Source organism: Pseudomonas sp. C9 (assembly GCF_002000165.1).
GTDB lineage: Bacteria > Pseudomonadota > Gammaproteobacteria > Pseudomonadales > Pseudomonadaceae > Aquipseudomonas.
In genome coordinates this window covers 4,065,944-4,086,375 of sequence record NZ_MPAK01000001.1, presented here as the reverse complement: position 1 = coordinate 4,086,375, position 20,432 = coordinate 4,065,944, and the positions used below count along the sequence as shown (strand labels likewise).

The following is a 20,432-nucleotide window of genomic DNA, read 5'->3' as shown; positions in this document are numbered from 1 at the left end:
AGCCCGGAAATGAACACAAATCTCAAAGCCAGCAAAGATCAAATGTGGGAGCTGGCTTGCCTGCGATAGCGGTGTATCAGTGCCAAAGATGCTAACTGGCCCACCGCCATCGCAGGCAAGCCAGCTCCCACAGTAAATCGGGGCCAGCTTTCAGACTGCGAAGCATGCACTATCGCGGTGCACAACGGCAGCCCTGATTACTTCAAGCTGCCCGAGAGGAATTGTTGCAGGCGCTCGGACTGGGGATTGACCAGCACCTCACGCGGATTGCCACTTTCTTCAACGACACCTTTGTGCAGGAACACCAGCTGGTTCGACACTTCACGGGCAAAGCCCATTTCGTGCGTCACCACCACCATGGTCCGGCCTTCCTGGGCCAGGGCCTGCATGACTTTCAGCACGTCGCCGACCAGCTCCGGGTCGAGTGCCGAGGTCGGTTCGTCAAACAGCATCACCTCAGGTTCCATCGCCAGCGCACGGGCAATCGCCACGCGTTGCTGTTCGCCGCCGGACATGTGGCCCGGGTAAGCGTCCTTGCGATGACCCACGCCTACCTTGTTCAGGTAGTGCTCGGCTTTTTCGCGGGCTTCGGCCTTGGACATGCCCAGCACGTGAACCGGCGCTTCCATGATGTTTTCCAGCGCGGTCATGTGCGACCACAAGTTGAAATGCTGGAACACCATCGACAGGCGCGAACGCATGCGTTGCAGCTGCTTCGGGTCGGCCGCTTTCAGCGCGCCGTCCTTGTTGGCGACCAGTTTCAGCTCTTCGTTGTTGAGCAGAATCCTGCCCGCGTGCGGCTGCTCCAGCAGGTTGATGCAGCGCAGGAAGGTACTTTTGCCGGAGCCACTGGAGCCGATGATGCTGATCACATCGCCAGCCGCCGCTTTCAGGGACACGCCCTTGAGCACTTCGTGACTGCCATAGCGTTTATGCAGGTCTTGGACTTCAAGTTTGTACATGCGGTCGGTTCTCACAAAAACAGTCAGTCAGTCGTTGAGCAAGCGCCCGTGACGCAGCGCTTCGCGCCCCGCCACCTTGGCCAGCCAGAAACCGGGTTGGGCATAACGCAGCCGTTCAATGGCAAACAGCACCCCGGACGTACCAGCACACACCGTGCTGACCCGATCCGACAACGGATCGATCACTTCAAAAATCTCGTCACCGGTTTCGATCCACTCACCGGGTTTACGCAGAAAACTCACCACACCAGGGTGCGGTGCAAACAACAATTCAGTGCCTTCGAACGGCATGCCTTCGCAAGGCTCTTGCGCAGGTTTCGGCCATTCACCGCTGATCAAGCCCTGTTCGGCGAGGAACGCCAGAATGCCTTCAGCGTGAGCCTCAGACTCAACGCGACCGGTATCAGCCTGCCCACCTAATTCAATGGTAGTCGCCAGACACGCCAGTGGAATCTGCGCCTCCGGGAACAGGCGCGACAAACGCAGCCATGGCAGCGAGCAGGCTTCGTCGAACGAACTGCCACCGGAATCTTCCGCCAGCAGGCCGACCCGCACATTCAGGTGCGCAGCCAACGAACGCCAATGCGGCCAGTGTTGTGGCAGCGCGTACATATGCAGCGCCGCTTCCGAATCGCAATGCAAATCCAGCACCACGTCAGCCGTGCAGGCGTGGCTGAGCAAGATGCGTTGCATGCCTTGCAACTGGCTGCTCGCCTCTGGCAATTCGGCCAGATGATCAGCCATCGCCTGACGGATCAAGCGAATGTTGGCATGCGCATCATCACCAAGACTTCCAGCCAACGCAGCCGCAACCGGCGCACTCAACTCGACGAAATCACGGTTGAAGTTCTTGCCGCTGCCCGCTTCGAAACGCCCTTGATGATTGCCTTGAACCAATTGACCGAGGCCCATCGGATTAGCCACTGGCACCAGTTCGATCACGCCGTTGAGCAAGCCCTGGGCTTCGAGTTCGGCCAGGCGCTTTTTCAGCTCCCAGGCCGTGCGCATCCCCGGCAGTTCATCGGCGTGCAGGCTGGCCTGAATGTAGGCCTTGCGCTCGCCGCAGCCGAAGCGGAACACCGAAATCTGGCGTTCGCTGCCCAGGTGGCTCCACGGCAATGCATGATCGATGCGTTCCATATCAGTGCTTCCGCGGGGCCAGGTAGCCCAGCCAGCGGCGCTCTGCCAGTTTGAACAGCTTCACCAGAATGAAGGTCAGGCACAGGTAGAACACGCCGGCGGTGATGTAGGCTTCGAACGGCAGGTAGAACTGGGCGTTGACCGTGCGCGCGGCACCGGTGATGTCGATCAGGGTCACGATGGACGCCAGACTGGTGGTCTGCAGCATCATGATCACTTCGTTGCTGTACTGCGGCAACGCCCGGCGCAGGGCCGATGGCAACAGGATTCGCTTGTACATTTTGTAGCGCGACATGCCCATGGCCTTGGCGGCTTCGATCTCGCCGTTCGGCGTAGCACGCAGGCTGCCGGCGATGATTTCAGCGGTGTAGGCGCTGGTGTTGATGGCAAAGGCCAGGCACGCACAGAACGTTGCGCTGGACAGCCACGGCCACAGGAAGCTTTCACGGACTGCTTCGAATTGCGCCAACCCGTAGTAGATCAAAAACAGCTGCACCAGCATCGGCGTGCCGCGGATCACGTAGGTGTAGAGCCAGGCGCTCATGTTGACGGCGGCGTTTTTCGAGACGCGCATCAAGCCCAGCGGCAAGGCGCACAGCAGGCCGAAAAACAGCGACAGCGCGAGCAATTTGAGGGTAGTCACCAAGCCGCCGAGGTACAGCGGCAAGGACTCCCAAATGACGTTGTAGTCGAAGATCATAGATCAGCCGCCCTTACGCCTACCGAGTAGCGCTTCTCAAGGTGACGCAATGCCAGCAACGAGACGCTGGTGATCACCAGGTACATCGCCGCCACTGCGAGGAAGAAGGTGAAAGGCTCGCGGGTGGCATCTGCCGCCTGCTTGGCCTTGAACATCATGTCTTGCAGGCCCACCACCGAAATCAGCGCGGTGGCCTTGGTCAAGACCAGCCAGTTATTGGTAAAGCCCGGAATCGCCAGGCGAATCATCTGCGGCACCAATACCCGGAAGAACACCTGAAAACTGCTCATGCCGTACGCCATGCCAGCCTCTGCCTGCCCCTTCGGGATCGCCATGAAGGCGCCACGGAAGGTTTCCGACAGGTACGCACCGAAGATGAAACCCAGGGTGCCGATACCGGCGGCCAACGGGTTCAGGTCGATGTAGTCGTTAAAGCCCAGCAGCGGTGCGACGCGGTTGAGCAGGTCCTGACCGCCGTAGAAAATCAGCAGGATCAACACCAGATCGGGAATACCGCGGATCACCGTGGAGTACAGATCGCCCAGCCAGGCCAGCCAGCGAACCGGCGACAGACGCAGCGCAACGCCGATCAGACCCAGAACGATGGCCAAGGCCATGGACGACAAGGCGAGCTGAAGCGTCAGCCATGCGCCATCGAGGATGACAGCCCCGTAGCCTTTCAACATGATTCAGGTCCTCGAAAGTTGGGATGAAAAAATGGCGCAAACCTCAGAGATCCTGTTGCTTGCGCCATTTCGGACTTGTCGCTTGGACGTATTACTTGCCGTAGATATCGAAGGCGAAGTACTTGTCCTGGATTTGCTTGTACTTGCCGTTCTCACGAATGGCAGCGATGGCAGCGTTGAGCTTGTCCAGATCAGCCTTGTCGTCCTTGCGAACAGCGATACCTACGCCGTCGCCGAAGTATTTGACGTCGGTGAAGGCCGGGCCAACGAAGGCGAAGCCTTTGCCAGCGTCGGTTTTCAGGAAACCGTCATCCAGCAGCGTAGCGTCTGCCACGGTGCCGTCGAGGCGACCGGCGGCCACGTCGAGATAGATTTCGTTCTGCGAACCGTAAGGCTTGACCTCGGCACCCAGCGGGGCCAGGACTTCACGGGCGAAACGCTCGTGGATCGAACCACGCTGCACGCCAATGTTCTTGCCCTTCAATTCAGTCAGGCCGTCGCTGACTTGAGTGCCGGCCTTCATGACCAGGCGAGCCGGGGTGTTGTAGTACTTGTTGGTGAAGTCGACAGACTTCTTGCGGTCTTCAGTGATCGACATGGACGACAGGATCGCGTCGATCTTGCGCACTTTGAGGGCCGGGATCAGACCGTCGAACTCTTGCTCGACCCACACGCACTTGACCTTCATCTCTTCGCACAGGGCGTTGCCGATGTCGTAGTCGAAACCAACGATGCTGCCGTCCGGTGCTTTGGAAGCGAACGGAGGGTAAGCCGCTTCGATACCAATTTTCAGAGGCTTTTCATCGGCGAAGGTTGGCAGGGACAGCACGGACAGTGCCAGGGCGCCAAGCAGCACGAGTTTCTTCATCTTGGGACTCCATCGGTAAAGGGCAAAAACGGCAGAGTGAGCGACAGCCCAATATGCGAGTGAGTAGAACCACAAAAGCGATTGCTGCGTCCTGGGAATCGCGTGTTGATTTTCAACACGGACACTGACGAGCGAGTGACCGGCATTCTAACGACAGGCCCGAAGCCGATATTTCTTCAATGCGACAACTAATTACAGAAGCACAGAGAAAGCCGCTTGAGCGCGTTGACAGCCCTGCAAAATCATGCAGGAGCAAAAGACAGTTAACCGATCTATGTTGCAAATTGCGGGCCTATTATTGGCAAACCCTTCTAATCCGGCAAGCTTGGCGTTAGTTCTTATTTTCCAGGGGGGCTAAAGAGGTCCAGGAATGGGGCTTGGCGTTTCCCTATGCCTCGAATTGGCGCGTGCGGTTACACATTCAGTTACTTGAAGGGGGATGGGTAACAGTGGGAAAGGGCCTACAACTGAGCCCGATAATTATTGGCTGTTGTTTATGAAGTGCCTGGTCGACCGCTATCGCGAGCAAGCTCGCTCCCACAGTTGATTGGGTTACCACGCAGATCCCTTGTGGGAGCGAGCTTGCTCGCGATGAGGCCCGACCTGCCACCACAAAACCCAGGCAATAAAAAACCCCACCAGGCTCACCACCTGGCAGGGTTTCAATGGTTCAAGACCCGCTACTTAAGCAACATTCATGGTCTTGTGCGTATCAATCAAATGCTGCACCACACCCGGATCCGCCAGGGTGGAGATATCCCCCAACCCGTCGTACTCGGCCGTGGCAATCTTGCGCAGAATCCGGCGCATGATCTTGCCCGAACGAGTCTTCGGCAGCCCCGGTGCCCACTGGATCACATCCGGCGAAGCGATCGGGCCGATCTCTTTGCGCACCCAGTTTTTCAGCTCCAGGCGCAGTTGCTCGCTTGGCTCTTCGCCACCGTTCAGGGTGACGTAGACATAAATGCCCTGCCCCTTGATGTCGTGCGGCACCCCGACCACCGCCGCTTCGGCGACTTTCGGGTGAGCAACCATCGCACTTTCGATTTCGGCGGTGCCCATGCGGTGCCCGGACACGTTGAGCACATCGTCCACGCGACCGGTGATCCAGTAGTAACCATCGGCATCGCGACGGGCACCGTCACCGGTGAAATACATGCCGCGGAAGGTCTTGAAGTAAGTGTCGACGAAACGGTCATGATCGCCAAACAGCGTACGGGCCTGGCCTGGCCACGAATCGAGAATCACCAGGTTGCCCTCGGCAACGCCGTCGATGATGTTGCCCAGGTTATCCACCAGGGCCGGCACCACACCGAAGAACGGACGTGCCGCAGAACCCGGCTTGAGGCCGTGAGCGCCCGGCAACGGGCTCATCATGTTGCCGCCGGTTTCGGTCTGCCACCAGGTATCGACGATCGGGCAACGGGACTTGCCGACGTTCTTGTAGTACCAGTCCCAGGCTTCCGGGTTGATCGGCTCGCCGACCGAACCCAGCAGACGCAGGCTGCTGCCATCGGCGCCTTCAACAGCGGCGGTGCCCGAGGCCATCATCGCGCGGATCGCCGTTGGTGCGGTGTAGAGGATGTTGACCTTGTGCTTGTCGACGATCTTCGCCACACGGGTGATGTCCGGGTAGTTCGGCACGCCTTCGAACAGCAACGTGGTCGCGCCGTTGGCCAGCGGGCCGTAGACGATGTAACTGTGGCCCGTGACCCAGCCGACGTCGGCGGTGCACCAGAAGATTTCGCCCGGACGGTAGTCGAACACACGCTCATGGGTCATGGCCGCATACAGCAGATAACCGCCGGTGGTGTGCTGCACGCCCTTCGGCTTGCCGGTGGAGCCAGAGGTGTAAAGGATGAACAGCGCTTCTTCGGCACCCATCTCTTTAGGCGCGCACACGGTGCCCGCCACTTTCATCAGGTCTTCGTACCAGATGTCGCGATGCTGGTTCCACTTGATCTCGCCACCGGTGCGCTGGCACACGATGGTAGTCGAACACACGCTCATGGGTCATGGCCGCATACAGCAGATAACCGCCGGTGGTGTGCTGCACGCCCTTCGGCTTGCCGGTGGAGCCAGAGGTGTAAAGGATGAACAGCGCTTCTTCGGCACCCATCTCTTTAGGCGCGCACACGGTGCCCGCCACTTTCATCAGGTCTTCGTACCAGATGTCGCGATGCTGGTTCCACTTGATCTCGCCACCGGTGCGCTGGCACACGATGACCTTCTGGATGCTGCTGGTTTCCGGGTTGGTCAGCGCGTCGTCGACGTTGGCCTTGAGCGGGATTTTCTTGCCGGCACGAACGCCTTCGTCAGCGGTGATCACCACTTTGGATTTGCAGTCGATGATGCGACCGGCCAGGGCTTCCGGGGAGAAACCGCCGAACACMACCGAGTGAATCGCGCCGATCCGGGTACAGGCCAGCATGGCGACCACGGCTTCAGGGATCATCGGCATATAGATAGTCACCACGTCGCCGCGGTGTACGTCCTGACCACGCAGGGCGTTGGCGAACTTGCAGACTTGTTCGTGCAGYTCGCGGTAAGTGATGTTGCGGCTTTCGGCRGGRTCATCCCCTTCCCAAATGATCGCGATCTGATCACCGCGCTCGGCCAGGTGACGGTCGAGGCAGTTGTAGGAAACGTTCAGCGTGCCGTCGGCGAACCATTTGATGTCGACATGGTGATCGTCGAAGGAGGTCTGCTTCACCGTGGTGAAAGGCTTGATCCAGTCGAGGCGCTTGGCCTGTTCACGCCAGAAACCGTCCGGGTTGACGACCGATTGCTGGTACATGGCCTTGTAGGTCGCCTCGTCAGTCAGCGTATTAGCCAGAACCTCGGGACGAACGGGATACAGGGAAGCCGCACTCATCTTTCTTACCTCGGTGGAATAGTTGTTTTTGTGATGATGTCGACATGGTGATCGTCGAAGGAGGTCTGCTTCACCGTGGTGAAAGGCTTGATCCAGTCGAGGCGCTTGGCCTGTTCACGCCAGAAACCGTCCGGGTTGACGACCGATTGCTGGTACATGGCCTTGTAGGTCGCCTCGTCAGTCAGCGTATTAGCCAGAACCTCGGGACGAACGGGATACAGGGAAGCCGCACTCATCTTTCTTACCTCGGTGGAATAGTTGTTTTTGTATGGCACCGTTTTAGCCGTGCCGGGCCTATAGAACCATTCGACGATGGTAGTAACAAGCCCCTACAAAATGTCGTGAATAGCCCGCAACCCCAACTACCACGCCTCTTTCAGGGTGTTTCAACCCCCCGCCACAATGCGGTCTGTAGCAGCTGGCGAAGCCTGCGTCCGGCTGCGCAGCAGTCGTAAAATCAGCAATTGCGGTGTATCAGGCAGACCGCGTTTAGCCGGATATACGACTGCTGCGCAGCCGGACGCAGGCTTCGCCAGCTGCTACACGTCGTGCGTTGTCCTGGATAGACGGGGCTGTTTACGTGGATTGTTACGAAATCTGTCAAAAGTGTTTATCAAAACCACGGCTATATGATTGAAACCCCCACGCCTAAAATCTGCCACGCCAACAAGGCAATCTGATTAACCAAGTTGCAGCCCCCACGAAGGCCGTTAATCAAGCACTCCGGTAACCAAGCTCCACACGCAACCCCACAAAGGTTGCGTGACCCCATTCGACCTCTAAAAGGTAAATCCGACATGAAAGCTTTATTAGTTCTGGTCCTCAGCAGCCTGTGCGCAACCGCCATGGCAGACGAGGCCCCGACTGATGTCGCACAGCAACAACCGGTAGTTGAGGAATACACTTACTCCACCCACCTGGACATCGCCAAAGTTGTCTCCATGAGCGAAGTACCAAACGTGTGTGAAGTTGTCCCGATGAAAATGGAATACGACGATTCCAAGGGCCAACGCCATATTTTGCGCTACAGCATCATGGGCAACGGCTGCTCTAACGGCTAATTCCCGGCTCTCACTTCCCCCCAAGGTTCGACCCATTCGCCCGCCCTTCCAGGCCAATGCAGCGCCGAACCTTTAATATCGATTTGTTCGATTGTTTTAAGCGTTTATTTGCACTTTTTAATCGAAATAGCTGGCGTAGTATGAATTCCACACCCAAGGCACAAAACGTCCACAAACCTGGAGCCACCACCATGAAAACCAAATTGATCTTCGCCCTGACCCTGTCCGTCCTGGCCGCCAACACTTTTGCCGCCGACGGCTACGACCGCACCGGCTCGGCTTCTTACACCACTGAAGCGGCTGTCGCTGCTGATGGTTACGATCACACCGGCTCGGCCTCCTTCGCCGCTGATGGCGCAGACCACATTGGCGCCGGCAAACTTGCTTCGGACGGCTTCGATCACACTGGCGCTGCCAAACTCGCCGCCGATGGCTTCGATCACACTGGTGCTGCCAAGGTTGCTGCTGATGGCACAGACCACGTCGGTGCCGCTCGCCTGAGCTGATCATCGAGCGTGACTTACAGCCCGACTTCGGTCGGGCTTAGTTGTGTCTGGAGCCACCGGAAACCGGCTCAAAACACAACATGTAGTGAAAAACCTGATTTTCTGGCTGTTTTTTGAACAAGAAATCAATTCATCAAAATTTATGAAAAAAAATCTGCACCCGCGATCTCCAGCCAAAGCCCTATAAACCCTCGCTCCGACCGAAAAACCCTCCTTCTCGACCGCTCCATGCGCGGATTCGCCCCACCACGGCCGCAAAAATTTCCCTATAATGCCGCCTTAAACGGGCCTGCAATATTCCCTTACAGGGATGAAAGCCAGTCCGAAGCCCAAAGCGACGTCGCCAGCGACTGCAGCGCCATCAGCGGCTCTCGGAACCCCGTACAAAATTATGTTTATTTGCCTGCGTGTACCGCTGCAAAAAACGCTATCCAACGCGGCCAGTACGGCCGTGTGAAAAACCAACCTATCAGTTTTCACACGGGCATCTGGCCCTCACGCAGGAGACGACACGTCATGCTGAGCTGGGACGAATTCGACAAAGAAGACAGCGGCGAAGCCGTGGTAAAAGGCGCTAACGCCGGCCACGCGACCGAAGCCAACATGGACCGACTCGACACCGCTGGTGGTGTCGCCGCTCAAGAAGCTCGCGCCGTTACCGCGAACGACTCTGCCGCCATCGCCCGTGCCAAAGCTGCCCTGGACACCCTCGACGTCGCCGAAGGCCTCGCCGAACTCGAAGGCGCCTCCGCCCGCGTCGCTGTCGACGAAAAGCGCATGATCAACTGCCGCGCCGACCTTAACCAACTCGTACCGTTCAAGTACGACTGGGCCTGGCAGAAGTATCTGGACGGTTGCGCAAACCACTGGATGCCGCAAGAAGTCAACATGACCGCCGACATCGCCCTCTGGAAAGACCCGGAAGGCCTGACCGACGACGAGCGTCGCATCGTCATGCGCAACCTCGGCTTCTTCTCCACCGCCGACTCCCTGGTTGCCAACAACCTGGTCCTGGCCGTGTACCGCCTGATCACCAACCCGGAATGCCGCCAATACATCCTGCGCCAGGCCTTTGAAGAGGCGATCCACACCCACGCCTACCAGTACTGCATCGAATCGTTGGCCATGGATGAAGGCGAGATCTTCAACATGTACCACGAGATCCCATCGGTCGCGAAAAAAGCCACCTGGGGCCTCAAGTACACCCGCTCGATCTCCGATCCGAAGTTCGAAACCGGCACCGTCGAAACCGACAAAGAGCTGCTGCGCAACCTGATCGCCTACTACTGCGTTCTGGAAGGCATCTTCTTCTACTGCGGCTTCACCCAGATCCTCTCCATGGGCCGCCGCAACAAAATGACCGGCGTCGCAGAGCAGTTCCAGTACATCCTGCGCGACGAATCCATGCACCTGAACTTCGGCATCGACGTGATCAACCAGATCAAAATCGAAAACCCGCACCTGTGGGATGCCGAGATGAAGGAAGAGGCTTCGCAGATGATTCTGCAGGGCACTCAGCTGGAGATCGAATACGCACGTGACACCATGCCTCGTGGGGTGTTGGGCATGAATGCGGCGATGATGGAGGACTACCTGAAGTTCATCGCTAACCGTCGTTTGAGCCAGATTGGTTTGAAGGAAGAGTATCCAGGGACGACTAACCCGTTCCCTTGGATGAGCGAGATTATGGACTTGAAGAAAGAGAAGAATTTCTTTGAGACGAGAGTTATTGAGTATCAGACTGGTGGGGCGTTGAGCTGGGATTGATTCAAAGCTGAAATAAAAAGCCCTGAATACAGGGCTTTTTATTTATAAAGATAATTTTCACTTCAACTCTACGACACTTAAACCGGAGAACTTTTTTCCAAGAGACTTATAAGCACACCCAAAAATACACGCACTATAGTGCTAAATACCCAAACTCTATTAACTTGTTTCTAACTTTCCAAATTTCGATACACTGCTTTTCAGTAGGTAATTTCTTAGGAATTAATGTAGCACCACGCAACAAGCTGATTTGCTTAGGGCTGAGCTTATCTTTTTTTACACCCCAGTTAAGCATTCTACTCCATTCAATGCCTGGCACATCAACTACCAACATCTGAATTTCTATACCATCATCTAGTTTTTGAGTAACCTTGGAACTCTCGGATGCCTCATGAACACCTTTTAAATCTTGTAAAGTTTGGATAAAACCAGTACTTAACGTCACTTTACAATCCCGAACCTGCTCCCAACAAGCCTGCATTTTCGCCCACTCAGTGACGTTATCTTTAGGACGATCAGGATCTGTCAGCACTTGGAAGACATACTTTGCAATGATCGCTATCTGTTCCGACAGAACCTCATCAATACACTGCCGATCCCAAATGCTACGCAAACTCAATTGTTTACCAAGCTGCTCTTCGGCGATTAGATTGTGCAGTTTCGCTATCGAGTAAGTTACGATGTTGGCACGATACCCCCCTTGATACCACTCTTGCTGAGTTACAATTGACTCAGTGCTACGAAAGATAATAGCCAAAGCTACAAGAGAACGAAAATACTCCTCAGTGTAAATTCTTCCATCTGCGGCCCAAGATTTTGAAATAGTGTCAGCAAAGAACATGAAATTTTTCTGTGCGCCCATGCTCACTTTGTGGGGCTGTTCCTTCCATGTATTCTCATATTTAGCGACATCAGTTTTGGTAAATAACTGACTCCTCGGATTTTGCAATTGAAACTGAGTCTTCTGAGAAGCTGAAAGCTTAGCCTGCTCATTAACATACTGTCCTCGAGCACGCTCGTAAAACCAATGAGTACCATGTTGTGCACCACCAACTGGGGATGTGAATAACCTACGTGAAAAATCCTCCAGCCGAATATGAAACGGATGATTTGAAAAGAAGTCTGCATCACTAACTTTATTTTGACTGTTGGCAAATCGAGCTATCTCAGGTGTTAATGTTCCCGCTCTTTCCGGCGGCAGAACAGACAACTTCATTTGAACCATTACTTTCGATAGATCAGCCACATCTTTTTTACCGCTACCGCCCCGCTTCGCAAGTGCTAGAGAAGCAGTGGTTTGACCGCCATTTACGATCTGCAAATTCGTAGCACTCTGTATACGCAAGCTTCCACTATCTGAACACAAAACAATGTTTTCGGCCGTTGCAGCTATACCATTATTAAACGCGAAGAACATTTCTGGTTGAGTGCGAATGGTATTTTGAATGGCGGAGTTAACTTTACCTTTAGCACTGAGAAACGTCCGAACGTTGCCCTCTAAAAGTCTGCTACCATACTTTTCATAAATATCAGCTAAAGAATCGCCTGATATCATGCAAAGATAAGCTTTGTATTCTCCCTCAGAATGCGCTGCTGCGAGGCAAGGTAACCCCCTTCCCTCCACCTCTGAAAAATCAACAGTTAACTCATCACGTCCGGTCGCAGAGACATAAGCGGAATGGAAACGACCTACATCCCAGATGTGCAACTCTACGGCGGTGCCATTAATATCTTGCTCCAACCAATCTTTAGTTCTGGTTTTTAGCAAACCGTCACTAATTAAATAAAATCGATACTTGGATATCTTTGAATGCCAATCCATCAAGTCGCTGGCAAGGCCATAGCCAGGCTGGCTTTCATCCACACTACCATCTGTCAACGTGCCATTAAGGGACTCTTCCAAGAAAGCTCGAAGCATGCCAAATGTTTTCTGAACATCTGAAGTATTAAATGTCGAGATCTCGTCTTCATTGAAAAACTCGCAAACCATTAAAGATAGCGAATTATCAGCATCGTCGAATGAATATCCATCTACAAGAAGCTTCCTTCTTTTAGCGAGGCCTTCAAAGCGACATACTTCAAAACCTAGTAGTTCTTCGGCACCTGTCAGCAGTTCCCCACATTCTTCAACAAAGCTAGCCCTTACGAAGTCCCTAGAAGACTCAGCTCGTGCGCGAACCGTCTCAATTAAATCCCGGTGATAATCGATCAGCTCCATTACATCCCCTCACCAGCAATCAAGAAATTTTAAAAATCTCACATTCTGCCAAATTCAGGTCATACTTGATCCTACTGACACCAACCGGCAAACAATCAGGAGTAATACAAGGAAACCCTACGTGCACACCAAAAACAGCGACATTACGAACGGCCAAATTCAACGCGTCATATTCAGGTCTAAAAATATAACCCGCCTTAAAAAGTAAATTATCAAACAACAATCTTGCTGCATAATTAGTTTTCAATAAACTCTGAATTTCTCCAACCATAGAATTCAAGGTAAATGCACCTTGCGAATCAACAGCGCAATTTCCAAGTTCTATCACAACCAAATCGACCGAGCGAAGTTTAGTATCCAACTGTGTTTCTGAGGATATTTTTATAATGTCACAACCAGGCCTTATGGTCTTGATCTCCCAAGCATGACTCTGGGCTTGGAAGTCCTGATCAGCTCGACTCGGTCCGACCCACGCGCTTACCGCAGCTAACTCCCCAATTGACTCAACCAATGTTCGTAAATATAACAACTCTCCACACAACCCGCGAATTTGGTTCTCCGAGAGCAGCCCCAAATCCCCTAACTCAAACAGCTGCCTCCAGCTTGCCAAGCGGCTAATTACAAACACAAATGAATCGAGTAAATTTAAATTGGACCTTGAAGACTCTATGAGGTCTTCACAAAACAAAGAAAACAGCTCTAATAGCCTAACGTCATCAAGAACTAAAAATAATGACCAACGGCCATCTTCCCGCTCAGAAGACTTTACTAACACCGCTCTCATATCAGTTTGTACTGCTGGCTCCGACGGGCAAATCAACAATAGAGCTCTACGCCCATCACTATCAATGCCGGCATAAAAATCCAATACATGTGTAGTATCGAATCGCCTAAACCCAACACCCGTTTTATCTAACTTTATAGAATCCCATAGAGAATCAATCTTAATCGACATCTTCATCGTCCTCGTCAGTTGCGTCGGAGCCTGATGTCTGTCCGGACAATATGTTCCTAAGCTCAACCAAGTTAATACGATAAGAAATACGGTGCGTAGCTCCACTAAGAGCCGGAAAACTTAAACCTATTGCTACCAACGCCTCACACTCCGGAGGTAAAATATATTTTCCTCCCGAAATCGATGGTTCGATGAAGTGTATTAAAAGGAGGGGGGCCGGTCGTATTTCTGTATATGCTTTGCCAGGTACAGTTATTTTACTTTCATTTGCAGCATTCGCCCAAAACTTATCTTCAGCACTTTTTATTTCATTTCTTGTTAAGCCAATCGTCTCATCAGATGACGAACCAACGCGCATTTTCTTACCGTTTACCAATAATGACCGAGTATCTTCGTCTAGCAAGACCGTGCGCTGACGTTGTTTCAACTCTAATCCAGGCGCGACCATCAAAGACGCTCCTTTTCCTCCTGGGACGCCAACATCCCAATAAGCGAGTTTCGAATCAGATGAGCGTTCTATAAAGTCTGCCAAACTAGAGGTTTGTAGTTTTATACTTAAGGGGTGACTCACAAAACGCCTGAGAAATCCGACAATAAAGTGTTTAGGGACTTTATTCCAAACCGGGAAATCATAAGCGTTATTGCGTGGCATATCAGTAGCCAATAGGTTACGAAGCAGATCCTGCGATGATCTATAATTATCCAATAGTACATGTGCGTCTTTCAATAATCTTGCTGACTCAAGACTTTCTTGCGTTATCGAAATGGTTTCGACAATTTCATCAGAATCACGCATTTTATTTCTAGCAGTGATCATTAGCGATTCTGGATGCGATCTTACACGCAAACCGAAGTCTATTGGCTTAAGCCGAGAGACTTGCATACGCCTTACTTCGTCCCGGAGCTCGTCAGTAGCGTCTGAAATATGTGAATACCAATCTGCGGTTTCATTCGACATCCAGATTTTACAAAGATCTTCATATCCGATGCGATAACCAAACCAACGCCCCATTTGAAGCAAAGCATCATACATTTGCGTTCCGCGATAGAAGTAGCTCACACACAAGCCTTCTAAAGTTAATCCGCGCGCAAGGCTGTTTCCCCCAACAGCAACGACGCGAAGCCCGTGTTCCTTATATGCCGCATAATCCAAGCCAGCAGGTCCACTTTTTTGGTTTACTGCAGAAACCTGTATTGGAAGAGCAGCGGCCGCAAGCGCGTACTGCAACTCCGACCATTCAACGCCCAAGTTCGAATAGAATTTTTCAAAGGTATTAAATAACTCACGGATTGAGTTATTCCGCATCGCATCCACAATCGAAAGAGAAGCATAATTTTGAATATCGCCCTGGATCACTCGCAGTTCGTGGTCTAGTGCATCTCTAATTTGATTTTGAATTAATGTAAAATGACTGACATTGACAAGCATGGATCGGTGCTTCGGCATCTGAGATCGAAGATCCATTATAGCATTGACAATTATAAAACATCGAAGAGCATCAAGCATAGAACTAGGCAATCCCGATATAAAACTATCGGACTTCTGTCCTTTTGGAAAAAACTCTTCAGCATCATTTATCTCTTCAAGACAATTTAAAGATGCACCTTCACCGAAAATCCTTCGCGCCCCCACATAGTTTGTAGGAGCATCAAGAGCATAGATAAAGTCCCGTGGAAATAGATCATCACCTTCCATGTCACTGGTAGTGTCAGGATTTATGAACACGTTTGCAAAGGGGGTAGCGGTGAATCCAACATAACTTGATCGAGGAAAAACTTTAAGAAGCCCCCTAATCCCCGCGTTGATAGCAGTGGCTTTTTTGGGGTTTGTATTAATCGAGGCATTGTCTGCCTCGTCATCTATCAGTAGGAGCGGTATATCTATACTATCAGCGGAACCCGCGTTAAAGTTTATTAGCCATGTAGCAAGATTCTCAAGTATTCGTTTATTTTTCTTAACTACTAGTAGAACTGGCTCTTTATAGTCTTTTAGTTTGAACCCTAACTGATTTACTGTGTCAGCTTTAAAATCACCCACGGTTGAGGTGAAAACTCCAGCAGACCGAGTAGCGTCGATCAAGCCGACACCGATTTCTTTTCGATGTCGTTTACGATTATTGACAACTCCTGAGCTGTCCAATCCTACAAATCCTGCATCAAGACGCTCCTGAGTTTGTCGACGCAGACTTTCTAGTGTTCCAGTAAGTAAAATTACTAACTTATATCCTGAGTCTGCTGCCTTGCAGATGAGTCCAGTATAATTTGACGTCTTCCCTGACTGAACATCCCCCATGACCAAGCCTCGCCTCGGCCACCCCGATCGACCATGCGGATCTCCCATCAGGTCTAATATTTCGTCTGTCACTTTGTCTAGCGAATTCACAACCTTAGGACCCCACCCTTGTTTCAAAAGGTCGGTTTGATACCTGCTCCAATAAAAAGGTTCGATTTCCGCTTTTCGCGCTCTCAACCAAGGATTGTGTTCATCATATACACAATTACCCACCCCCATATCTAAAGTTAAAGATAAATGGAGACGCTTTATAACTTCTTGGAACTCCTCATCGGTTACCGAGTAATTAGGTATTTTCCGCAACATCCCTGCCAAATCTAGTATTTCTGACTCGGTAGGAATACCATCAACAGTCAAAGTAGTAATAACGCCCAGTTCGAGACGCCTTGCATTGTTCGATATAACATTTTTCGAATGAGCATTCAAATGGAAAACTCCTCAACTATCTTTTTTGTAATAATGGGATGGAGGTTAAATGGCTCGAGAAGATGAAGTGTGTTTAGAAGGCTTCTTCGTGCGACCGATTCTTGGGGCATATTCGTAAACAATGAACTCGCCAATGATCTCAGCTTCTCAGCCACGGCCTCACTATTGAAATCAGGTTTCACATCGGATGCCATTCTTGAGTAAAGCGCTTCAGCCGGAAATGAGCTTTCAACAACGCTCAAAATAAGATTAAATTCCGACAACATACTTGAAGGGAGATTACTCACATATTCTTTAATTAAGGCGTGCTCGCGATTTATTTCAAATCTAACTCCACCTCGATCGATTATCTCGTTCCATCCTAGTGACAAATCGGAGTTATCAACCTTCTTTCCACGAAATGTAATAGTCCGCCCACTGACGGAACGAATACGTTCAATGGTGCGTTTTAAATTTAATCTTACAGCTTCAGGAGGATGGGCCGCTGATTTCTTTATATCTAGAGTCCAAAGGTGATCTAATGAATTAGGTATATCTACCCTAACCCTAGCTAACTTGCTCAGCTCATCTTTCCGAGCCAACCTAAACCACGTCCCCCAAATTATTAACCTTCGATTCCTATAAATATAAAAACCTTGAGAGTTTCTGAAACCCTCACCCCCACCGGCTTGCTGCAACTCTGTATTAGACAACTTACTAAAGTGCGGCAGTATAAACGGCTTTACTTTGACTTTTCGCCCTTCCACAGTGAAGCTTTCTTCATCCAAAGGTTGCGTAGACTTATGATCACTTAAAAAAGGGTCAGAGATGGGGAGAGAAGCTCCATTTATATAGATACCAATTTTTGGCTTATTACCCTCCTTGGCTAAAAACCTGTGAAACACTAAAGCTAAATGTTCACGAGCATACGACATCTGACGACCAATTGCCGCTTCTGCTGTGCCCTCTCCGGCAACTAGTTTATCGAGTTTCTGCCAGAGCACTATCGTACCAGAGGTCTGTGCTTCTAAATCCCGAAAGTGAGGTATCTGCTCATAGTCACAGGTGTTTAACTCGAGCATTACCCAAGCTCCACGCTCTACAACTATATCCAAATCCCAACAATAGGCACTAATATGGTTATCTTTTTTTGATAGGACAGTCATGCGTCGACATTGTGAGAGCGATGAGGTTTTCAGCCCAAGTCCATAACGTCCCATATCATCAACCGCACGCTCAATAAGCGGGTTTGTACTGCCGTGCCGCATAGCATTTATCAGAATATCTGGAGACATTCCGAAACCATCATCTATTATTGCGACGTACGGGTCATCGTACGGTCTAAACTCGATTCTAATTTTTTTAGCTGAAGCCGAAATGCTGTTATCAATCAAATCTGCTAGAGCAGATTCTAGCGTGTATCCGATTGAACGCATCGACTCCATCAGCGAAGCGGCATGCGGGGGATGCTGAATCTCTCTCATGACACTGTTACCGCTGCCTTCGATTTGGACAACGCTACTACGCCTTCCAACATTCCTTGTCTCCCAGCTCTTTAAGATCAAAGACTTAAGATAAATTTAGTCCAAAAAACTCTTCTGAAAAGCCCTATACCCCCGGATCTTCAGGAGCAGATAGACGCTTTCAACGCCATGCCTTCGCCATCATTCTTTTCACAAAAATGTTTCCAACGCAAGTAAAGACCTCCGACCACATGGAATCCTCATGAAATCAAACAAAAAAAGGCCTCGCGTTTTGACAAAAGCGCGAGGCCAACCGGACGACTATCTGCAGTCGTTCTATGCACTCCTTATGATCGACTCAACGATCTTTGCAATTTTTCCCGCAAGTAATGGTGGAACAGCATTACCGACTTGATGATATTGTTGAGTACGGTTACCTAGAAAAAAATAATTATCTGGAAATGTTTGGATACGGGCAGCTTCACGCACAGTCAAACTTCTGCACTGATTTGGATCATAGTGAATAAAATAATGACCATCCTTTGATATATGACTGGTTATGGTTGAAGCAACTTGACCCTTTAATTGAACCCTAAATCTATCGCTAAATTTTCCCGTTTCCCAGTTCTTATGATCTGGGGCCAAGCCCGCTAAAGCAAACTCTTGATGCCCCTTCGGGGAAGTTAAATGCGCGTCACCGAATACAGCCGCGTATACATATCGCCGAAGGTCGGAAGTCATATGGCCGCGCGCCTCGTGATTAAGCCATACACCGAGCCGCTCATCTGACAACCAACTATCAAGATCCGGTATGTCGACCCTGCCTGAGCAGCTATTGCTTTTTCTTACTCGTAATCCGCCATTATTTAGTCTACCACCGGAAAATGAATCTCGAAAAATCTTCAATTTCATTTCTAGTTTAGGATCCTTCTTTCCTGAAGAGATCAAATCAGATCGAAGCTCATCAAGGTGTCCGATAACTTGGCTGCACCACGCATCAGGACTGTCCTGCCCTCTCGACAACGTGCTCCGAAGTGGCGGTAGCGTACCGATCATCTGCTCCACAGTAGGGCCCTTGGACGGTTTCAGCTTGTGTTCATGCAACCCTTTAAGATAACGCTCAGATACTCCAACTAATATCACTCGATGCCTACTTTGTGGCACACCGTAATTTTCAGCACGAATTACAAAATTATTGAGATCTAACTTAAGTGGGTCATCACCGCTTTCATATACATCATCTGTCACCAACGAACATATTCTATATTTGTTTTTAGATTCAGCTAATCCTCCCAAGGCTAGGTCGGGATCAGCGAGGTCTTTTAGAATCTGCGGGAAAATTTGTTCTCCTCCAACTTTGGACGACAAAATCCCCTTAACATTTTCCATTACAAAAACGGCTGGTTTTTTACTTTGAATTATCCTTAAGTACTCTCTATATAGAAAGTGTCGGTGATCATCTTCGGCTTTGTATTCCAGATTCCCTTTGTTTCTCGCTCTTCCGACAATTGAATAAGCTTGGCAAGGAGGTCCGCCTATCAGAACCCACGGCTTAGTTGTATCCAGCCTTTCTTCAAGTATACGATCTAGTTCAGCATTCCCCTCGGGGCTGCCTAACTTGATCTGCCTCGCCTCTTTGTCAGCAATTTCCCACTCTTTCAAACTGTGTGACGTCCACGGGTGCTCGACACCGGCGGTTTCGCAAAAATGGTAATAGTCGTCCAAAGCAGCACGATTGTTTTTTTTCAGAGCGCGATAGAAAGCTCGAAGTCGTAAAGTGGATCGAGCGAACGGATCCATTTCTGCGGAAACCAATACTTCAAAGCTTTTCCCCTCATTCAGGGAGGAAAAACCTTCACCAAGCCCTCCTGGCCCAGCGAAGAGATCAACGACCTGTAAAGGTTGATCAAAATTCATATGCTAATTCTGCCAAAGGTAAACTGAGTGGATATCGTAGATAGCGCAACCAGATCGAGGATGATGGCTGCCATTCGTGGAAAAAACACTGGTCCCGAAATTGTGGTCCGGAGATACCTGCATGCCCTCGGCTATCGATTTCGTATACATCGAAAAGACCTACCTGGAAAACCGGACATTGTAATGCCGAAGCTTCGTACCTGTATATTTGTCCATGGATGCTTTTGGCACCGTCATCCAGACTGCAGATACTGTTACACACCGAAAAGCAGGCTCGATTTTTGGTTGCCAAAATTCGCTAAAAACGTTGAGAGAGATCTGGTAGCTCAGAGCGCCCTCCGTGAACTCGGATGGAACGTGGTGATCATCTGGGAGTGTGAAACAAGAAAAATCGACTTATTACGCCAGAAAATCTTCGAGGCCCTCGCTGCAAGCTCTCAGGTATAAACGTCACGGTTAGCGAACTTCTTAACAATTTTCGAGGGTTGACCGCCCGGCATTGCGCCCCTAAGCTCTCAATTCGGCGCCTAAGAAACGCCTCAACCAGAGCGGTCCTCCGCACCCGACAATCATGCGGCTTTTTTTCGTCTGCGGTTTCACTACGCCTGCGAGAAAA

Annotated in this window: 14 protein-coding genes and 3 pseudogenes; 4 read left to right on the top strand and 13 right to left on the bottom strand. The window is 50.9% G+C overall.

Annotated features, from left to right (window positions below; all coding sequences use genetic code 11):
* Positions 1–197: 197 nt before the first annotated feature.
* From BMS17_RS19065 to BMS17_RS19030, 8 genes and pseudogenes are all read right to left on the bottom strand, one after another.
* Positions 198–962: an ABC transporter ATP-binding protein gene (locus BMS17_RS19065; protein ID WP_046031526.1), complete on the bottom strand. Its 765-nt coding sequence runs from the start codon at positions 960–962 to the stop codon at positions 198–200.
* Between the two features lie 27 nt (positions 963–989).
* Complete coding sequence (locus tag BMS17_RS19060; RefSeq protein WP_046031525.1) at positions 990–2,102, bottom strand: succinylglutamate desuccinylase/aspartoacylase family protein; 1,113 nt, start codon at positions 2,100–2,102, stop codon at positions 990–992.
* Between the two features lies 1 nt (position 2,103).
* Positions 2,104–2,802 carry an ABC transporter permease gene (locus tag BMS17_RS19055; protein ID WP_077431439.1) on the bottom strand — a complete coding sequence of 233 codons (699 nt, stop codon included), beginning with the start codon at positions 2,800–2,802 and terminating at the stop codon, positions 2,104–2,106.
* On the bottom strand, positions 2,799–3,488 hold the full coding sequence (locus BMS17_RS19050; protein ID WP_077431437.1) for an ABC transporter permease: 690 nt from the start codon (positions 3,486–3,488) through the stop codon (positions 2,799–2,801). The genes BMS17_RS19055 and BMS17_RS19050 overlap by 4 nt, the downstream gene beginning before the upstream one ends.
* A gap of 91 nt (positions 3,489–3,579) precedes the next feature.
* Entirely contained in the window at positions 3,580–4,356 is a 777-nt protein-coding gene (locus BMS17_RS19045) for an ABC transporter substrate-binding protein (RefSeq protein WP_077431435.1), read from the bottom strand.
* A 684-nt stretch (positions 4,357–5,040) separates the two neighbouring features.
* Positions 5,041–6,345, bottom strand: a pseudogene (locus BMS17_RS19040) (acetate--CoA ligase); the annotation flags it as partial.
* Positions 6,346–6,358: 13 nt separating this feature from the next.
* Positions 6,359–7,231 (bottom strand): annotated as a pseudogene (locus BMS17_RS19035) (AMP-binding protein); the annotation flags it as partial.
* Between the two features lie 47 nt (positions 7,232–7,278).
* A pseudogene (locus BMS17_RS19030) lies at positions 7,279–7,467 on the bottom strand (acetyl-coenzyme A synthetase N-terminal domain-containing protein); the annotation flags it as partial.
* 561 nt (positions 7,468–8,028) lie between these two features.
* On the opposite strand from BMS17_RS19030, the gene BMS17_RS19025 reads away from it, so the two are divergent.
* From BMS17_RS19025 to BMS17_RS19015, 3 genes are all read left to right on the top strand, one after another.
* Positions 8,029–8,292, top strand: coding sequence for a DUF2790 domain-containing protein (locus tag BMS17_RS19025; RefSeq protein ID WP_046031965.1), 264 nt, complete (start codon positions 8,029–8,031; stop codon positions 8,290–8,292).
* Positions 8,293–8,483: 191 nt separating this feature from the next.
* On the top strand, positions 8,484–8,798 hold the full coding sequence (locus tag BMS17_RS19020; protein WP_046031966.1) for a hypothetical protein: 315 nt from the start codon (positions 8,484–8,486) through the stop codon (positions 8,796–8,798).
* Between the two features lie 516 nt (positions 8,799–9,314).
* The gene (locus BMS17_RS19015) at positions 9,315–10,565 is read left to right on the top strand and encodes a ribonucleotide-diphosphate reductase subunit beta (protein ID WP_007943877.1); all 1,251 of its coding nucleotides are present in this window, start codon (positions 9,315–9,317) and stop codon (positions 10,563–10,565) included.
* Positions 10,566–10,698: 133 nt separating this feature from the next.
* Here BMS17_RS19015 and BMS17_RS19010 read toward each other — a convergent pair whose 3' ends face one another.
* The 5 genes from BMS17_RS19010 to BMS17_RS18990 all read right to left on the bottom strand — a co-directional run bounded on the left by BMS17_RS19010 (position 10,699) and on the right by BMS17_RS18990 (position 19,816).
* A complete protein-coding gene (locus BMS17_RS19010) occupies positions 10,699–12,783 on the bottom strand; it encodes an AIPR family protein (RefSeq protein ID WP_077431431.1) in 2,085 nt (694 codons plus the stop codon).
* A 19-nt stretch (positions 12,784–12,802) separates the two neighbouring features.
* Positions 12,803–13,738 (bottom strand): PD-(D/E)XK motif protein, encoded by a 936-nt coding sequence (locus BMS17_RS19005; protein WP_175648979.1) that lies wholly within the window; start codon positions 13,736–13,738, stop codon positions 12,803–12,805.
* The gene (locus tag BMS17_RS19000) at positions 13,728–16,457 is read right to left on the bottom strand and encodes a Z1 domain-containing protein (RefSeq protein WP_139348100.1); all 2,730 of its coding nucleotides are present in this window, start codon (positions 16,455–16,457) and stop codon (positions 13,728–13,730) included. Before BMS17_RS19000 ends, BMS17_RS19005 begins: the two co-directional genes overlap by 11 nt.
* Positions 16,454–17,920, bottom strand: a complete 1,467-nt coding sequence (locus BMS17_RS18995) for an ATP-binding protein (protein ID WP_077431427.1) — start codon at positions 17,918–17,920, stop codon at positions 16,454–16,456. The genes BMS17_RS19000 and BMS17_RS18995 overlap by 4 nt, the downstream gene beginning before the upstream one ends.
* A gap of 315 nt (positions 17,921–18,235) precedes the next feature.
* Complete coding sequence (locus tag BMS17_RS18990) at positions 18,236–19,816, bottom strand: DNA cytosine methyltransferase (protein WP_077431426.1); 1,581 nt, start codon at positions 19,814–19,816, stop codon at positions 18,236–18,238.
* A gap of 27 nt (positions 19,817–19,843) precedes the next feature.
* On the opposite strand from BMS17_RS18990, the gene BMS17_RS18985 reads away from it, so the two are divergent.
* On the top strand, positions 19,844–20,263 hold the full coding sequence (locus BMS17_RS18985) for a very short patch repair endonuclease (RefSeq protein WP_077431424.1): 420 nt from the start codon (positions 19,844–19,846) through the stop codon (positions 20,261–20,263).
* Positions 20,264–20,432 lie beyond the last annotated feature (169 nt).

Bases quoted from the DNA above. Each gene is read 5' to 3' on its own strand.
- BMS17_RS19060 (WP_046031525.1), bottom strand. From the start codon at position 2,102: ATGGAACGCATCGATCATGCATTGCCGTGGAGCCACCTGGGCAGCGAA.
- BMS17_RS19010 (WP_077431431.1), bottom strand. From the start codon at position 12,783: ATGGAGCTGATCGATTATCACCGGGATTTAATTGAGACGGTTCGCGCA.
- BMS17_RS18990 (WP_077431426.1), bottom strand. From the start codon at position 19,816: ATGAATTTTGATCAACCTTTACAGGTCGTTGATCTCTTCGCTGGGCCA.
- BMS17_RS19045 (WP_077431435.1), bottom strand. From the start codon at position 4,356: ATGAAGAAACTCGTGCTGCTTGGCGCCCTGGCACTGTCCGTGCTGTCC.
- BMS17_RS18995 (WP_077431427.1), bottom strand. From the start codon at position 17,920: ATGAGAGAGATTCAGCATCCCCCGCATGCCGCTTCGCTGATGGAGTCG.
- BMS17_RS19055 (WP_077431439.1), bottom strand. From the start codon at position 2,802: ATGATCTTCGACTACAACGTCATTTGGGAGTCCTTGCCGCTGTACCTC.
- BMS17_RS19025 (WP_046031965.1), top strand. From the start codon at position 8,029: ATGAAAGCTTTATTAGTTCTGGTCCTCAGCAGCCTGTGCGCAACCGCC.
- BMS17_RS19050 (WP_077431437.1), bottom strand. From the start codon at position 3,488: ATGTTGAAAGGCTACGGGGCTGTCATCCTCGATGGCGCATGGCTGACG.
- BMS17_RS19005 (WP_175648979.1), bottom strand. From the start codon at position 13,738: ATGTCGATTAAGATTGATTCTCTATGGGATTCTATAAAGTTAGATAAA.
- BMS17_RS19015 (WP_007943877.1), top strand. From the start codon at position 9,315: ATGCTGAGCTGGGACGAATTCGACAAAGAAGACAGCGGCGAAGCCGTG.
- BMS17_RS19065 (WP_046031526.1), bottom strand. From the start codon at position 962: ATGTACAAACTTGAAGTCCAAGACCTGCATAAACGCTATGGCAGTCAC.
- BMS17_RS19020 (WP_046031966.1), top strand. From the start codon at position 8,484: ATGAAAACCAAATTGATCTTCGCCCTGACCCTGTCCGTCCTGGCCGCC.